This is a genomic window from Ferrovibrio sp., from assembly GCF_002796975.1.
In the GTDB taxonomy this organism is placed as follows: domain Bacteria; phylum Pseudomonadota; class Alphaproteobacteria; order Ferrovibrionales; family Ferrovibrionaceae; genus Ferrovibrio.
This window is the reverse complement of the sequence record NZ_PEKV01000005.1, coordinates 629,681-643,109: the sequence shown is the minus strand read 5'-3', so window position 1 is coordinate 643,109 and position 13,429 is coordinate 629,681. Positions and strand designations below refer to the sequence as shown.

General features: G+C 62.6%; 13 protein-coding genes and 1 tRNA gene. 4 read left to right on the top strand and 10 right to left on the bottom strand.

The features are described from left to right. Nucleotides 1–33: 33 nt before the first annotated feature. Together CTR53_RS08005 and CTR53_RS08000 are read left to right on the top strand one after the other, a co-directional pair. The gene (locus tag CTR53_RS08005) at nucleotides 34–900 is read left to right on the top strand and encodes a fumarylacetoacetate hydrolase family protein (protein WP_290811017.1); all 867 of its coding nucleotides are present in this window, start codon (nucleotides 34–36) and stop codon (nucleotides 898–900) included. Nucleotides 901–904: 4 nt separating this feature from the next. Next, nucleotides 905–1,483, top strand: coding sequence for an amino acid synthesis family protein (locus CTR53_RS08000; protein ID WP_290811014.1), 579 nt, complete (start codon nucleotides 905–907; stop codon nucleotides 1,481–1,483). A gap of 66 nt (nucleotides 1,484–1,549) precedes the next feature. Here the strand turns inward: CTR53_RS08000 and CTR53_RS07995 are convergent. The 5 genes from CTR53_RS07995 to mreC form a co-directional block, all read right to left on the bottom strand. Next, nucleotides 1,550–1,625, bottom strand: a tRNA-Lys gene (locus tag CTR53_RS07995). Between the two features lie 120 nt (nucleotides 1,626–1,745). Beyond that, on the bottom strand, nucleotides 1,746–2,885 hold the full coding sequence (gene rodA, locus CTR53_RS07990) for a rod shape-determining protein RodA (RefSeq protein ID WP_290811011.1): 1,140 nt from the start codon (nucleotides 2,883–2,885) through the stop codon (nucleotides 1,746–1,748). 1 nt (nucleotide 2,886) lies between these two features. Then, nucleotides 2,887–4,800 carry a penicillin-binding protein 2 gene (gene mrdA / locus CTR53_RS07985; RefSeq protein WP_290811009.1) on the bottom strand — a complete coding sequence of 638 codons (1,914 nt, stop codon included), beginning with the start codon at nucleotides 4,798–4,800 and terminating at the stop codon, nucleotides 2,887–2,889. A 7-nt stretch (nucleotides 4,801–4,807) separates the two neighbouring features. Then, on the bottom strand, nucleotides 4,808–5,329 hold the full coding sequence (gene mreD / locus CTR53_RS07980) for a rod shape-determining protein MreD (RefSeq protein ID WP_290811006.1): 522 nt from the start codon (nucleotides 5,327–5,329) through the stop codon (nucleotides 4,808–4,810). An 11-nt stretch (nucleotides 5,330–5,340) separates the two neighbouring features. Further along, complete coding sequence (gene mreC, locus CTR53_RS07975) at nucleotides 5,341–5,892, bottom strand: rod shape-determining protein MreC (protein ID WP_290811003.1); 552 nt, start codon at nucleotides 5,890–5,892, stop codon at nucleotides 5,341–5,343. Nucleotides 5,893–5,971: 79 nt separating this feature from the next. On the opposite strand from mreC, the gene CTR53_RS07970 reads away from it, so the two are divergent. Next, on the top strand, nucleotides 5,972–6,169 hold the full coding sequence (locus CTR53_RS07970) for a hypothetical protein (protein WP_290811000.1): 198 nt from the start codon (nucleotides 5,972–5,974) through the stop codon (nucleotides 6,167–6,169). 92 nt (nucleotides 6,170–6,261) lie between these two features. Here CTR53_RS07970 and CTR53_RS07965 read toward each other — a convergent pair whose 3' ends face one another. The 3 genes from CTR53_RS07965 to CTR53_RS07955 form a co-directional block, all read right to left on the bottom strand. Continuing rightward, a complete protein-coding gene (locus CTR53_RS07965) occupies nucleotides 6,262–7,305 on the bottom strand; it encodes a rod shape-determining protein (RefSeq protein ID WP_144066920.1) in 1,044 nt (347 codons plus the stop codon). 110 nt (nucleotides 7,306–7,415) lie between these two features. After that, entirely contained in the window at nucleotides 7,416–8,990 is a 1,575-nt protein-coding gene (locus CTR53_RS07960) for a 2-isopropylmalate synthase (protein WP_290810993.1), read from the bottom strand. A 598-nt stretch (nucleotides 8,991–9,588) separates the two neighbouring features. Next, nucleotides 9,589–10,770 carry a lipid-transfer protein gene (locus CTR53_RS07955; protein WP_290810990.1) on the bottom strand — a complete coding sequence of 394 codons (1,182 nt, stop codon included), beginning with the start codon at nucleotides 10,768–10,770 and terminating at the stop codon, nucleotides 9,589–9,591. A gap of 124 nt (nucleotides 10,771–10,894) precedes the next feature. Between CTR53_RS07955 and CTR53_RS07950 the strand changes: the two genes are divergently transcribed. Then, a complete protein-coding gene (locus tag CTR53_RS07950; RefSeq protein ID WP_290810987.1) occupies nucleotides 10,895–11,428 on the top strand; it encodes a methylated-DNA--[protein]-cysteine S-methyltransferase in 534 nt (177 codons plus the stop codon). A 37-nt stretch (nucleotides 11,429–11,465) separates the two neighbouring features. Here the strand turns inward: CTR53_RS07950 and CTR53_RS07945 are convergent, their stop codons facing one another. Then, on the bottom strand, nucleotides 11,466–12,338 hold the full coding sequence (locus CTR53_RS07945; protein WP_290810984.1) for a sterol desaturase family protein: 873 nt from the start codon (nucleotides 12,336–12,338) through the stop codon (nucleotides 11,466–11,468). A 20-nt stretch (nucleotides 12,339–12,358) separates the two neighbouring features. Next, nucleotides 12,359–13,381, bottom strand: a complete 1,023-nt coding sequence (gene ilvC, locus CTR53_RS07940) for a ketol-acid reductoisomerase (protein ID WP_290810982.1) — start codon at nucleotides 13,379–13,381, stop codon at nucleotides 12,359–12,361. Nucleotides 13,382–13,429: the final 48 nt, after the last annotated feature.

The window sequence follows — 13,429 nt, the reverse complement described above, 5'->3', positions numbered from 1 at the left end:
TCCAGTCCAGGCGTATCCAGGGAGAATGATTTTATGAAGCTGGCATCCTTTACCGTCAAAGGCCGCGAAAGTTATGGCGCCGTGCAGGGCGACAAGGTGGTCGATCTCGGCCAGCATTTCTCCGGCAAATACGCCACGCTGGCCGATTTCATCGGCAGCAGCGAGTTTGCCGACCGCGACCAGATCGTCGCCGGCCTGAAGGCCGACCTGGCGCTGAACGACGTGAAACTGCTGCCGGTGATTCCGAAGCCGGAAAAGATCGTCTGCCTGGTGCGCAACTACATGGACCATCACCAGGAAGTGCTGGCCGCCGGCATGCATCGCGAATTGTCGGAATTCCCGCCGATCTTCCTGCGCGTCTGGCGCTCGCAGGTGGCGCATGGCGACGCGATCATCCGCCCGAAAGTGTCGGAACAGCTCGATTGGGAAGGCGAAATGGCGCTGATCATCGGCAAGGCCGGCCGCCATATTGCCAAGGAAGACGCCTACAAGCACATCGCCGGCTATGCCTGCTACAATGACGCCAGCATCCGCGAGTGGCAGTTCCATGCCAAACAGATCGCGGCAGGCAAGAATTTCCAGAGCACCGGCGCCTTCGGCCCGTGGATGGTCACGGCGGATGAAGTGCCCGAGCCGGAGAACCTGAAACTGGAACTGCGGCTGAACGGCAAGACCGAACAGTCGTCGAATACCAGCAATCTCATCTTTAAGATTCCGACGATTATCAACTACTGCTCCACCATCTTCGATCTGGTGCCGGGCGACGTGATCGTGACCGGCACGCCGGCCGGCGTGGGCTGGAGCCGCAAGCCGCCGCAGTTCATGAAGCATGGCGATACGGTGGAGGTCGAGATCGAGAAACTCGGCATCCTGCGCAATCCGGTCGTCAATGAGGCCTGATGCGATGTGGAAAATTCGAAAATTCGTCACCAATGTTGAGGAAGTGCTGCACGACCGCGGGCCAGACCTGCCGAAGCCTCTGCGCATCGGCACGGCCGCCGTGGTGGTGCAGAATCCCTATGCCGGCAAGTATGCCGAAGACCTGATGCCCGGCATGGAGGCGCTGAACGCGCTTGGTCGCGACGTGGCGCAGCGCCTGCTCAAGGCGCTGGAAGCAAAACCGGCCGAGATCGAGGCTTACGGCAAGGGCGCCATCGTCGGCGCCGATGGCGAGCTGGAACATGGCGCCATGTGGCATCCCTCGGGCGGCTGGGGCATGCGCGCCATCCTGGGCGACACCAAGGCCATCGTGCCGGCCGGCAAGATGGTCGGCCCGGTCGGTGTGCGGCTGATGATGCCGCTCGGTCATGTGAACGCCGCCTATGTGCGCTCGCATTTCCATACCGTCGGCGTCAGCATCGACGATGCACCGCGCGCCGACGAGATCGTCTATGCGCTCGGCATGGCGACCGGCGGCCGCCCGCATGCGCGGCTCGGCGGCCTGGCGGCGAAGGACATCAAGGGCGAAGACGGCCTGCGCTGAAGCAATCCGGACAGCCCCAGCACAAACTAAAACGGCGCCCACTGGGCGCCGTTAGCGTTTTAGAACTGGTGGGCGCACCAGGGCTCGAACCTGGGACCCGCTGATTAAGAGTCAGCTGCTCTACCAACTGAGCTATGCGCCCAGTTCTTAAAACGAGGCCGGAAAATACCCGGATTCGCCGGAATTGCAAGCGCTTCGGTGCAGGGATTTTTCCACAGCCGCCCAAAGGCTTAAAGCGAACCGATTCGGCCGGAAATCGCGCTCAGAGCCCGCTCATGTGACGGGGGATTTCCACGTCGCGGTGCACATAGACGTTCACCAGCAGGCCGATGCCGACCAGCAGGGTCATCATCGCCGTGCCGCCATAGGAAAACAGCGGCAGCGGCACGCCCACCACCGGAACCAGGCCGGACACCATGGCGATGTTGATGAAGACATAGAGGAACAGCATGGTGGTCAGCCCGCCGGCCAGCAGCCGGCCGTACTGACTGCGCGAGCGCAGCGCGATGGCATAGCCATAGGCGATCAGCAGGATATAGAGCGCGATCAGCACCAGTGCGCCGATCAAACCGTGTTCCTCGGCGAACATCGTGAAGATGAAGTCGGTCTGTTTCTCGGGCAGAAAGCTCAGATGGCTCTGGGTCCCCTGCATGAAGCCCTTGCCCGAAAAGCCGCCCGAACCCAGCGCGATCTTGGACTGAAGAATGTGGTAACCCGAGCCGAGCGGATCTTCCTCGGGATTCATGAAGGTGAAAACGCGGCGCTTCTGATAGTCGTGCAGGAAATTCCATGCAATCGGCAATGCGCCGCCGCCACCGGCGATGACCAGCAGGAATTTCCAGGCCCGCACGCCCGTGAAGAAGAACACTGCACCCGACGAGGCCAGCAGCAGCATGGCAGTGCCCAGATCGGGCTGCTTGATCACCAGCCCCACCGGCACGACAACGACGGCGAGCGGTATGACCAGCCAGCGGATGCGGCCGATATCCTCGTAGGACAGGCCATGGAAATAGCGCGCCAGCGTCAAGACCAGGGCGATCTTCATGATTTCTGAAGGCTGGATATGCAGTACGCCGAGATCGAGCCAGCGCTGCGCACCCATGCCGACGCGCCCGACCAGTTCGACCGCTATCAGCAGGATCACGCCCAAGGCATAGACGACATAGGACAACCGCATCCAGACGCGGATGTCGGTCACGGCGATCACCACCATGATCACGATCCCGATGACAAAGCGTGCCATCTGCCGGTCGGCCCAGGGATCGATATCGCCGCCAGCCGCCGAATAGAGTGCGGTAAAGCCCAGGCTCGCAATCACGGTGATCAGCAGCACCAGGCCCCAGTTGATGTCGCGCAGCTTGCGACCGAGCGACATGTCGTTGCGGTTGGACCAGTAGGCCATCTCAGCCTCCATTCCGCGTCGGCGCCTGGCCGGACGCAGTGGTTGGGCCGGGTGCAGTCCGCGGTTTGCGCGACGGATCCAGTTTCTGGCATTCCAGCAGGATGTCGCGGGCAATCGGTGCCGCGGTCGCGGAACCCGACATGCCGTGCTCGACAATCACTGCGCAGGCATAACGCGGTGCGCTGACCGGCGCAAAAGCGACGAACAGCGCGTGGTCGCGCTCTTCCCACGGCTTATCCTGCGGCTTCACCTTCACCTTGGCCTCGCGCTCGGCCTTGCTGATTCGCCGCACCTGGCTGGTTCCTGTTTTGCCAGCCATCGCATATTCTGCCTGGGTGATCCTGGCCCGCTGGGCGGTGCCCCGCGGCGGCGTGGTGACGCGGGTCATCCCTTCCAGCGCCAGATCGATCTGCTCGCGCTTGAAGTTCAGGCTCGGCCAGCGCCGCGATGCCGGTCGTAGATCGGTGGCAGGCCCAAAGGCATCGTCTTTGCGCACAATGCGCGGCGGCACGGCATATCCGCCATTGGCCAGGCGCGCCGCCATCACGGCGAGCTGCAGCGGCGTGGTGGTGACGTAACCTTGCCCAATGCCAATGACCAGATTCTCGCCCGGATGCCAGGGCTGCCCCAGCGCACCCTGTTTCCATGCGCGCGTGGGAATGATGCCGCGCCGTTCGCCGGTCAGGTCGATGCCGGTGAAATCACCCAGTCCCAGCTTCTTGGCGACTTCGGCGATCTTGTCGACACCCGTGCGGCGCGCCGCCTCGTAGAAATAGACGTCGCAGCTTTCCTCCAGCGCCGATACGTAATTCATCGTGCCGTGGCCGCCCTTCTTCCAGCAATGGAAGGTATTGTTGCCAAAATCCATGTGGCCCGGGCAGAAAACGCGCGTGTCGGGCGTCATATTGCCCGATTCCAGCGCCGCGATGCCGACCAGCATCTTGAAGGTGGAGCCCGGCGGATACTGGCCCTGGATCGCCTTGTTGAGCAGCGGCTTGTATTTGTCGTTGTTGAGCTGGCGCCACTGCGGCCCGGTGATACCGACATTGAACCAGTTCGGATCGTAGCCGGGATTCGACACCAACGACAGAATCTCGCCGGTATGGATATCGATCACCACGGCGGCACCGCTATCCTCACCGAAGCGTTCCTGCGTAAAGCGCTGCAGATCGGCGTCAATGGTCAGGACGACATCGTCGCCTTGCTGGCCATTATGCCGCTCAAGCTCGCGGATGGCGCGACCATAGGCGTTCACTTCGATCTGGCTGTGGCCGGCACGGCCGCGCAGCTGTTCGTCGTAAACCTTCTCCACACCGCTCTTGCCGATGCGAAAACCCGGAAGTTCAAGCAGTGGATCGTCGCCCAGTTCATTCTCGGCAACCGCGCCGACATAGCCGACCACATGACTGAAGGTTTGCACATAGGGATAGTCGCGTGTTTCGCCGACATCGAGCTGCACGCCGGGCAGATCGGGCGAGTGCAGGTTGACCTTGGCGAAGTCGTCCCAGGACAGGTTCTCGGCCACCACGACCGGCACGAATTTGCGCCGCCGTTCGATCTCGCGTTTCACGCGCGCACGCTGGGTGTCGTCGACCTGGATCAGCTTCGACAGCGCTTCCAGCGTCGCGTCGACGTTGCGGGTCTGCTCGGCAACGATCATGACGCGGTAATTGCGGCGGTTGGAGGCCAGTTCGACACCGAAACGATCCAGCACCCGGCCGCGCCGCGGCGGCAGCAGGCGCATATTGATACGATTTTCCTCGGCCAGCAGCGTGTATTTATCCGACTCCATCACCTGCAGGTAATACAGCCGGCCGACCAGCGCGCCGAACATGCCCAGCTGCGCGGTACCGAGCAGGAGGGCGCGGCGGGTGAAGACCCGCTGCAGATCGTTATCGCGCCGGTTGATCGCCATCGCCGCCTCAGACCGCCACGGAAGCGCGCAGCCAGCGACGCTCCAGCCGGCTGAGCAGCCAGTAGACTGCAGGATAGAGAGTCAGCGACAGCAGCAGCTGCGCCAGCAGCGGCGCGGTCGGCAGCAGGCGCCAATGCAGCAGCGAAACAATGGCCCATCCGGCCGGCAGCACCGAACCGACCACCAGCGCAAATGCCGCCCAGTTGACCAGGAAAGATGAGCCGAGAAACACCTTGCGCTGCGCCATGCCGAGTTCATGCACCAGCACCAGCGCCAGCGCATTCAGGCCGAGCGGGCCGGCCGACAGCAGATCGAGCATCAGCCCGATCAGGAAGGCGCCCAGCATGGTCATGAGATCGGAGCGGAAGATGCTCCAGTAGAACACCGCCATCAGGGCGAAGGCGGGCGCGACATTGTCGAAATGCGGCAGGCCGACGGGGGCGAGGCCGATCAGGACCAGAACCATGCTGCTGAGGATCGGCAGCAGGGCGCGGATACGGCGGTTGGTCTGGCGGAGCAGCGCCGACATTCCGCCGCTCCTCAGCGCGACTGTTGCGGCCGCACGGCCTGTGGAGGTGCGGTCGAAGGAACTGCCGCCTGAGGCAGCAGCGGCGGCAGCACGGCCGTCGGATCCTCGGCATCGACCCGGGTTTCATCGAACTGCATCACCCGCAGGAAATCGAGACGGCCCAGATCGACCAGCGGACGTACGCGCACGCCGCCATCGATCGACGCGATCTCGGCAACCGGGATGCCGACCGGGAACTGGCCGCCGTCGCCGGACGTGACGATATGCATGCCGACGGCCGGCTTGGCGGCACCGGAGAGATATTCGAGGCGCGGGAACGGCGAGTTGTCGCCAGTCAGCACGGCGCGATGGCCGCCTTCCTGCAGCATCACCGGCAGGCGCGAGTTCAGGTCGGTCAGCAGCAGGATACGCGAGGCGCGATAGCCCACCTCGGCAACGCGGCCGACATAGCCGCCCTCGCCGATCACGGCCTGGCCCTTCTTGACGCCATCCTTGGCACCGATATTGAGGAGCGCGGTGCGTACGAAACTNNCCGGCCGACAGCAGACGCCGCATGCTGGCATTGTCCTGCTCAAGGCGACGCGCCACTTCCTGCCATTGCAGCAAACGGGCATTTTCAGTGCGCAGGCGGAAATTCTCTTCATGCACGAAGAGGATGTCGTCGACCCAGCCGATCGCGGCATTCACGACACCGACGGGCTGCGCCACGGCACTCAGGATCGGTTCGAAGATATCGGCGACCACAGCACGCGTGCGTTCCACCACCGGACGGTCGATGCGGCTGAGCAGGATCAGGCCGACCGCAGAGGCGAGCAGCAGCAGGAACGCAAAACGCTGTAGCAGCGCGCGTATTGGCGCTGCGATCCAGGCACTGCGTCCGGTGCGTCTTGCCATGCGTCCCCGTCAGCCCCTTCCCGGCTGTCCGCCGAAAATCAATACGGCGGGTTGTACAGAACGTGCTTCAGCGTCTTCATCTCTTCGAGCGCACGGCCGGTGCCGAGCGCCACGCAGGAGAGCGGCTCGTCGGCAATCGAGACCGGCAGGCCGGTGGCATGGCGCAGCACGAGATCGAGATTGCCGAGCAGCGCGCCGCCGCCGGTGAGCACGATGCCCTTGTCGACGATGTCGGCGGCCAGTTCCGGCGCGGTGTGTTCCAGCGCGACCTTCACGGCTTCGACGATGGCGCCGACCGGTTCGGCCAGGCTTTCGGCGATCTGGCGCTGGTTGATCACCAGTTCCTTCGGCACGCCGTTCATCAGATCGCGGCCCTTGATCTCCATCGACAGGCCGTTGCCGTCTTCCGGCGGCGCGGCCGAGCCGATCTGCTTCTTGATGCGCTCGGCCGAGGCCTCGCCCACCAGCAGGTTATGGTTGCGGCGGATGTAGGCGATGATCGCCTCGTCCATCTTGTCGCCGCCGACGCGCACGCTGCGCGAATAGACGATGCCGCCGAGCGACAGCACCGCCACTTCCGTGGTGCCGCCGCCGATATCGACAACCATCGAGCCGGTCGGTTCGGTCACCGGCAGGCCGGCGCCGATCGCGGCAGCCATCGGCTCCTCGATCAGGAAGACGCGGCGCGAACCGGCAGACTCGGCCGAGTCCATGATCGCGCGGCGTTCGACCGCGGTGGAGCCCGACGGCACGCAGATGATCACCTGCGGCGAAGCGAAGCTGCGCCGGTTATGAACCTTGCGGATGAAATGCTTGATCATTTCCTCCGCCACTTCGAAATCGGCGATCACGCCGTCGCGCAGCGGGCGGATGGCTTCGATATTGCCCGGGGTACGGCCCAGCATCTGCTTGGCTTCGTCGCCGACGGCCAGAACCTGCTTCTTGCCGCGGTTATTGGCGATTGCCACCACGGACGGTTCATTCAGCACGATTCCTCGGCCCTTGACGTAGACCAGCGTGTTCGCCGTGCCCAGATCAATGGCCATATCGGCCGACATGAAACCCATCAAACGCGAGAACATCGAGAAGTACCCTCACCAGCGTAAAATCGCGCCGTTATCGCCTCTGAGACCGGAACAGCGCAACCCCCAGCCTCCCATAATTTCCCGGCAACCTGCCGGCTTAATTTCCCTCAGGCGCTCAGGGCTGCCGGAGCGGTCTTTTCCCGCTTCACCAGCAGCTTGTTGAGTGCGTGAATATAGGCTCGGCAACTCGCCACCAGCGTGTCTGCATCGGACGCCTGGCCGTTCACCGTCTTGCCGCCCTCTTCCAGCCGCACCGTCACTTCGGCCTGGGCATCCGTGCCGTGGGTCACGGCATGCACCTGGTAAAGCTGCAGGTTGGCGGCATGCGGGAACAGGGTCTTGATCGCATTGAAGGTCGCGTCCACCGGACCGTTGCCGGACGTCCGCGCCGCCTTGACGGCGCCGTCGATCTCCAGCTCCAGCTCGGCGCTCTGCGGCTCCTTCGAGCCGGCGACCACCTGCAGCGAGACAAAGCGGATGCGATGGCTGTCATGCGCCACGGTGTCGTCCACCAGCGCGACGAGATCCTCGTCGAAGACTTCCTTCTTGCGGTCGGCCAGATCCTTGAAGCGGCCGAAGGCATCGTTCAGCTGGTTCTCGGCGAGATTGAAGCCGAGCTCTTCCAGTTTCTTGCGGAAGGCGTGGCGGCCGGAATGCTTGCCCATCACCAGGGTCGAGCGGTTCAGGCCGACCGATTCCGGCGTCATGATCTCGTAGGTGCCGGCATGTTTCAGCATGCCGTCCTGATGGATGCCGCTTTCATGCGCAAACGCATTGGCACCGACGATTGCCTTGTTCGGTTGCACCACGAAGCCCGTCACTGCAGACACAAGCCGCGAGGCCTTCATGATGTCGGTGGTCTTGATGCCGGTTTCGAACTGCATCGCGTCAGGTCGCGTGCGCAGCGCCATCACGATTTCTTCAAGTGCGGCATTGCCAGCGCGTTCACCGAGGCCGTTGATGGTGCATTCCACCTGCCGCGCACCGCCGATCACGGCCGCCAGCGAGTTGGCGACGGCGAGGCCCAGATCGTTGTGGCAATGCGCGGAAAACCTGGCTTTATCGCTGTTCGGGATGTTTTCGATCAGGAAGCGCATCAGCGCCGTATACTCTTCCGGCACCGTGTAACCCACCGTATCGGGCACGTTGATCGTGGTGGCGCCGGCCTTGATCGCGCTCTCGATCACGCGGCAGAGGAAGTCGCGATCCGAGCGCGTGCCGTCCTCGCAGCTCCACTCGACATCGTCGCAGAGATTGCGCGCATGGCTGACGCTGTCGATGATGGCCTGATGCACCGCCTCAGGCTCCATCTGCAGCTTGAACTTCATATGCAGCGGCGAGGTCGAGATGAAGGTGTGGATGCGCGCGCTCTTCGCAGGCTTCAGCGCTTCCCAGGCGCGGTCGATATCTTTCTTGCCGGCGCGGCTCAGGCCGCAGACGGTGGAATTCTTCACGCGTTTGGCGATCTCGTTCACGGCTTCGAAGTCGCCGTTCGACGCAATCGGGAAGCCGGCCTCGATCACATCGACGCCCATGCCTTCCAGCACGGACGCGATCTTCAGCTTCTCTTCCAGATTCATCGAGGCGCCGGGCGATTGCTCGCCGTCGCGCAGCGTGGTGTCGAAAATGATGACGCGGTCGCGCCCACCGCCGGTTTTGGTGCTGCTTGTCGCTGTCGTCATGTCAGACCTCATACCCGGAATCAGGCATCGTTCCCGCGCCGGACCCGAAAAGGCCGGCGTTGCGGGAATTTTGCCGCAGTTTCCATGCTTTAACCATAAGTCTACACGCTCCGGCGGGGTTCCGGCAAAGGCGGAAAAATCCAAGTCTGACATAGACTTGCAGCGACACTCTCCGACAGCATGCTTAAAAAGGGGTGAATGGCCGAGTCCTGCAACCCGAATCTGCTAATGTCCTGAAAACACGGCTGAATTGCGGCGCCACCCCCGCCAAACTACCCCGCAGCAGGATCTGCCCCAATACAGCAGGGCCAGGCCGGCGCCCGTTACAGCCTGTTGCGTCCCATTCAGAGCCCAGTTTCGTCCCGTTCGGGGCCAGTGACATCCCGTTTCGGCCCGTTCTGTCCCGTTTCGGCCTGTTCCATCCCGTTCCGTCCCACGCAAGTTATTGGGATTTTGTGGCAAGTCATTGATTCTATTATCAACGATGTCCAACAACGGCGAGGTCGAGCCCCCAACGGCGCAAATCAGCCACACGAACGAATGTTCTTATATTATAGGAATAGTAGCATAAATTCCGCTAGATCTCAAGGACGCGCCGTCAGGCCTGCCGGTACAGCGTGACGACGCAGGCGCCGCCCAGACCCAGATTGTGCTGCAGCGCCACCCGGGCGCCCTCGACCTGGCGGGCTTCGGCGGTGCCGCGCAGCTGGTGCGTCAGCTCGTAGCACTGCGCGAGGCCGGTGGCGCCGAGCGGATGCCCCTTCGACAGCAATCCGCCGGAGGGATTGGTCACCACGCGGCCGCCATAGCTATTGTCGCCGGCTTCGACAAAGCCTTCGGCCTCGCCGATCCCGCAAAGACCGAGCGCCTCATAGGTGATCAGTTCGTTCTGCGCGAAGCAGTCATGCAACTCCACCACATCGACATCCTGCGGCCCGATGCCGGCCTGTTCGTAAACCTGATCGGCAGCTTTGCGGCTCATATCGGCACCGACCACCTGCATCATGTCACGCGCTTCGAAGGTGGACGGATAATCCGTCGTCATCGCCTGCGCGGCGATCTCCACATCCGTGCGCAGGCCATGCTGCTTGGCGAAAGCCTCCGACACCAGCAAAGCCGCTGCGGCACCACAAGTAGGCGGGCAGGCCATCAGCCGCGTCATCACGCCGGGCCAGATCATCTGCGCGTTCATCACGTCCTCGACGCTGACTTCCTGACGGAACAGTGCCAGCGGGTTGTTCCTGGCATGCCGGCTCGCCTTGGCGCGGATACGGGCGAATGTCTCAAGCTTCGTGCCGTATTTCTTCATATGGCTGAGGCCGGCACCGCCGAAATAGCGCAGGGCCAGCGGGATATCCGGCATGCCGACGATCTCGTCGGTCACCTTGTCGAAGTCTTCAAAGGGACTGACGCGGTCGGTGAAGACCGAGCCCAGCGCACCGGGCTTCATCTGCTCGAAACCGAGCGCCAGCACACAGTCGGCCGCACCGCTGGCGACGGCCTGCCGCGCGAGAAACAGCGCCGTCGATCCGGTCGAACAGTTGTTATTGACGTTGACCACCGGGATGCCGGTCATGCCAAGACGGTAGAGCGCCTTCTGGCCGCAGGTGCTGTCGCCATAGACATAGCCGGCATAGGCCTGCTGCACGCGCGCGTAATCGACGCCGGCGTCCTTCAGGGCAAGGCCGCCCGCCGCAGCGCCCATCTCGTCATAGGGCGCAGAATTGCCCGGCTTGGCGAACGGGATCATGCCGACACCGGCAACCAGCACTTTGGCCATGAGATGTCCTCCTGTTTGGCATGATCCTAGACGGAAACGGCCCACCTACAAAATGAAAGGGGTGACAAATGAAATGCGCAAGCCGCGGATGGCGGGCGGAGATTGTCGGGCGCATGATGCAGCAATGCCGACTCAGCTGTCCAACCACCCGCCTGTCCGACTCAGTCTCTCACGGCTGAAAACGCCGATTGGCACGGCGTTGCTGGTGACGGATGAGCGCGGCCTGCTGCGTGCGCTCGACTGGAGCGACCACGAAGACCGGCTCACTCGTCTGCTGCGGCTCTATTACGGCGCCGGCATCGCGCTGGAGACTGCCAAGGCGCCAGCCGACCTGCGCATCACGCTGGACGGCTATTTCGCTGGCGACCTGAAGCAGATCGACGCCATCGCCTGCGCGGCTGCTGGCACGGACTTCCAGCGCAGCGTCTGGGCCGCGTTACGCAAGATTCCGGCCGGCAAAACGATGAGCTACGGGGCACTGGCGGCCAAACTCGGCAAGCCGGCGGCGATGCGCGCGGTCGGCGCGGCGAATGGCGCCAATCCCTTGAGCGTCGTGGTGCCCTGCCACCGCCTGATTGGCGCCAATGGATCGCTGATCAAATATGGCGGCGGGCTGGAACGCAAACGCTGGCTGCTGACGCATGAAGGCGTCGCATAAACGCAAACGGCCGCCGGATTGCCCCGGCGGCCACGGTTTAGTATCCGGCGGCGCGAATATCTCTGACAGGCCCGCTATGCGGCGGATCGCCATAGACATCCTGGAAGATCAGCATCCGACCCAATTGGCGTTCGTTGTGGTTGGGAAATCCGCATGCAGATGCGAAGCTTTCGGCATCTTTGTAGGTTCCGAAGATGCGATCCCAGACCGGCAGGTCGGCAAAGTTGTACTTATGCACGTCGACCTGGTGATGCACGGAATGCAGCTCCGGCGTCTGGATGAAGTATTTCAACCAGCGCGGCGACTTGAAATTGGCGTGATAGAAAAACTCGCCAGTCGCCGCGAAGAAGTTAAACCACAACGCTCCCTCCAGCGAAATGCCAAGCAGCGGATACAGGATCGCGGCGGCCAGAGCGGCATCCGCCAGGATTTCAAGCGGATGTTTGTAGAACGACGTCAGCGCCTCGATACGGGCCGGTGAATGGTGAATCTGGTGGAATACCCGCCAGAAGCCGTCGAGATGCCGGATGCGGTGCCACCAGTAAAAGAAGAAAGTGCCGACGAACCAGCCGAAAAAGCCTTCAACGATGGCGGCATCAAGCGCCGACAGGTGGAAGAGCGACGAACCGGCAAACAGCTTCAGCCACACTGTATTGGTCGAAAAGGTGATGGCGATCTGGCAGCCGTTGATCAGGGCGGCGCGCCAATACCAGCCTGGGGCGTTGGGCAATTCGCGGCCGGGCGCGACACGCTCCAGCATCAGGAAAATCGCAGCGGACAGGAGAGTAAGCGCGGTAGGAAGCAGAAGACTCATGGCAGAACCCTTCTGTTGCGGTTGATCCGCGTGGGGGTACCAACTCTCAATCCCAGAAAAACAGGACGGCCGCCGCATCGCTGCGGCGGCCGTCACAATTTACTGAAGTCCAGTTCTTAGTTCGAACGCGCCTTGTCGACCAGCTTGTTCTTGGCGATCCAGGGCATCATGGCGCGCAGCTTGCTGCCCACTTCCTCGATCGGGTGCTTGGCCAGCGCCGCACGGGTCGCCTTGAACGAGGTCTGGTTGACCTTGTTTTCCAGCATCCAGTTGCGGGTGAAGCGGCCGGACTGGATGTCTTCCAGCACGCGCTTCATCTCGGCCTTGGTCTCGGCGGTCACGATGCGCGGACCGGTGACATATTCACCGTATTCGGCCGTGTTCGAGATCGAGTAGTTCATGTTGGCGATGCCGCCTTCGTAGATCAGGTCCACGATCAGCTTCACTTCATGCAGGCACTCGAAATAGGCCATTTCCGGGGCGTAGCCGGCTTCGACCAGCGTCTCGTAACCGGCCTTGATCAGTTCGACCAGGCCGCCGCAAAGCACGACCTGCTCGCCGAACAGGTCGGTTTCGCATTCTTCCTGGAAGGTGGTCTCGATAATGCCGGCCTTGCCGCCGCCATTGGCCGAGGCATAGCTGAGCGCGATTTCAAGCGCATTGCCCGAGGCATTCTGATGCACGGCGACCAGCGACGGCACGCCGCCGCCCTTCAGGTATTCCGAACGCACGGTGTGGCCCGGGCCCTTCGGCGCGATCATGAAGACGTCGAGATCCTTGCGCGGCTCGATCAGGTTGAAGTGGATGTTCAGGCCATGCGCGAAGGCCAGGGCAGCGCCTTCCTTCATGTTGTCGCGCAGGTCGTTGTTCCACAGGTCCGACTGGCCTTCATCCGGCGTCAGCACCATCACGACGTCGGCCCACTTGGCGGCTTCGGTCGGGGTCATCACCTTGAAGCCGGCCTCTTCAGCCTTCTTCGTGCCGGCCGAACCCTTGCGCAGCGCAACGGCGATGTTCTTCACGCCGCTGTCCTTCAGGTTCATCGCATGGGCATGGCCCTGGCTGCCGTAGCCGACGATGACAACCTTCTTGCCCTTGATCAGGTTCAGGTCCGCATCGCGGTCGTAGTAAACACGCATTTCAGTCTCTCCTCGGGATTAAGCGTCGTTGTTCGCAGAAAAAAGTTA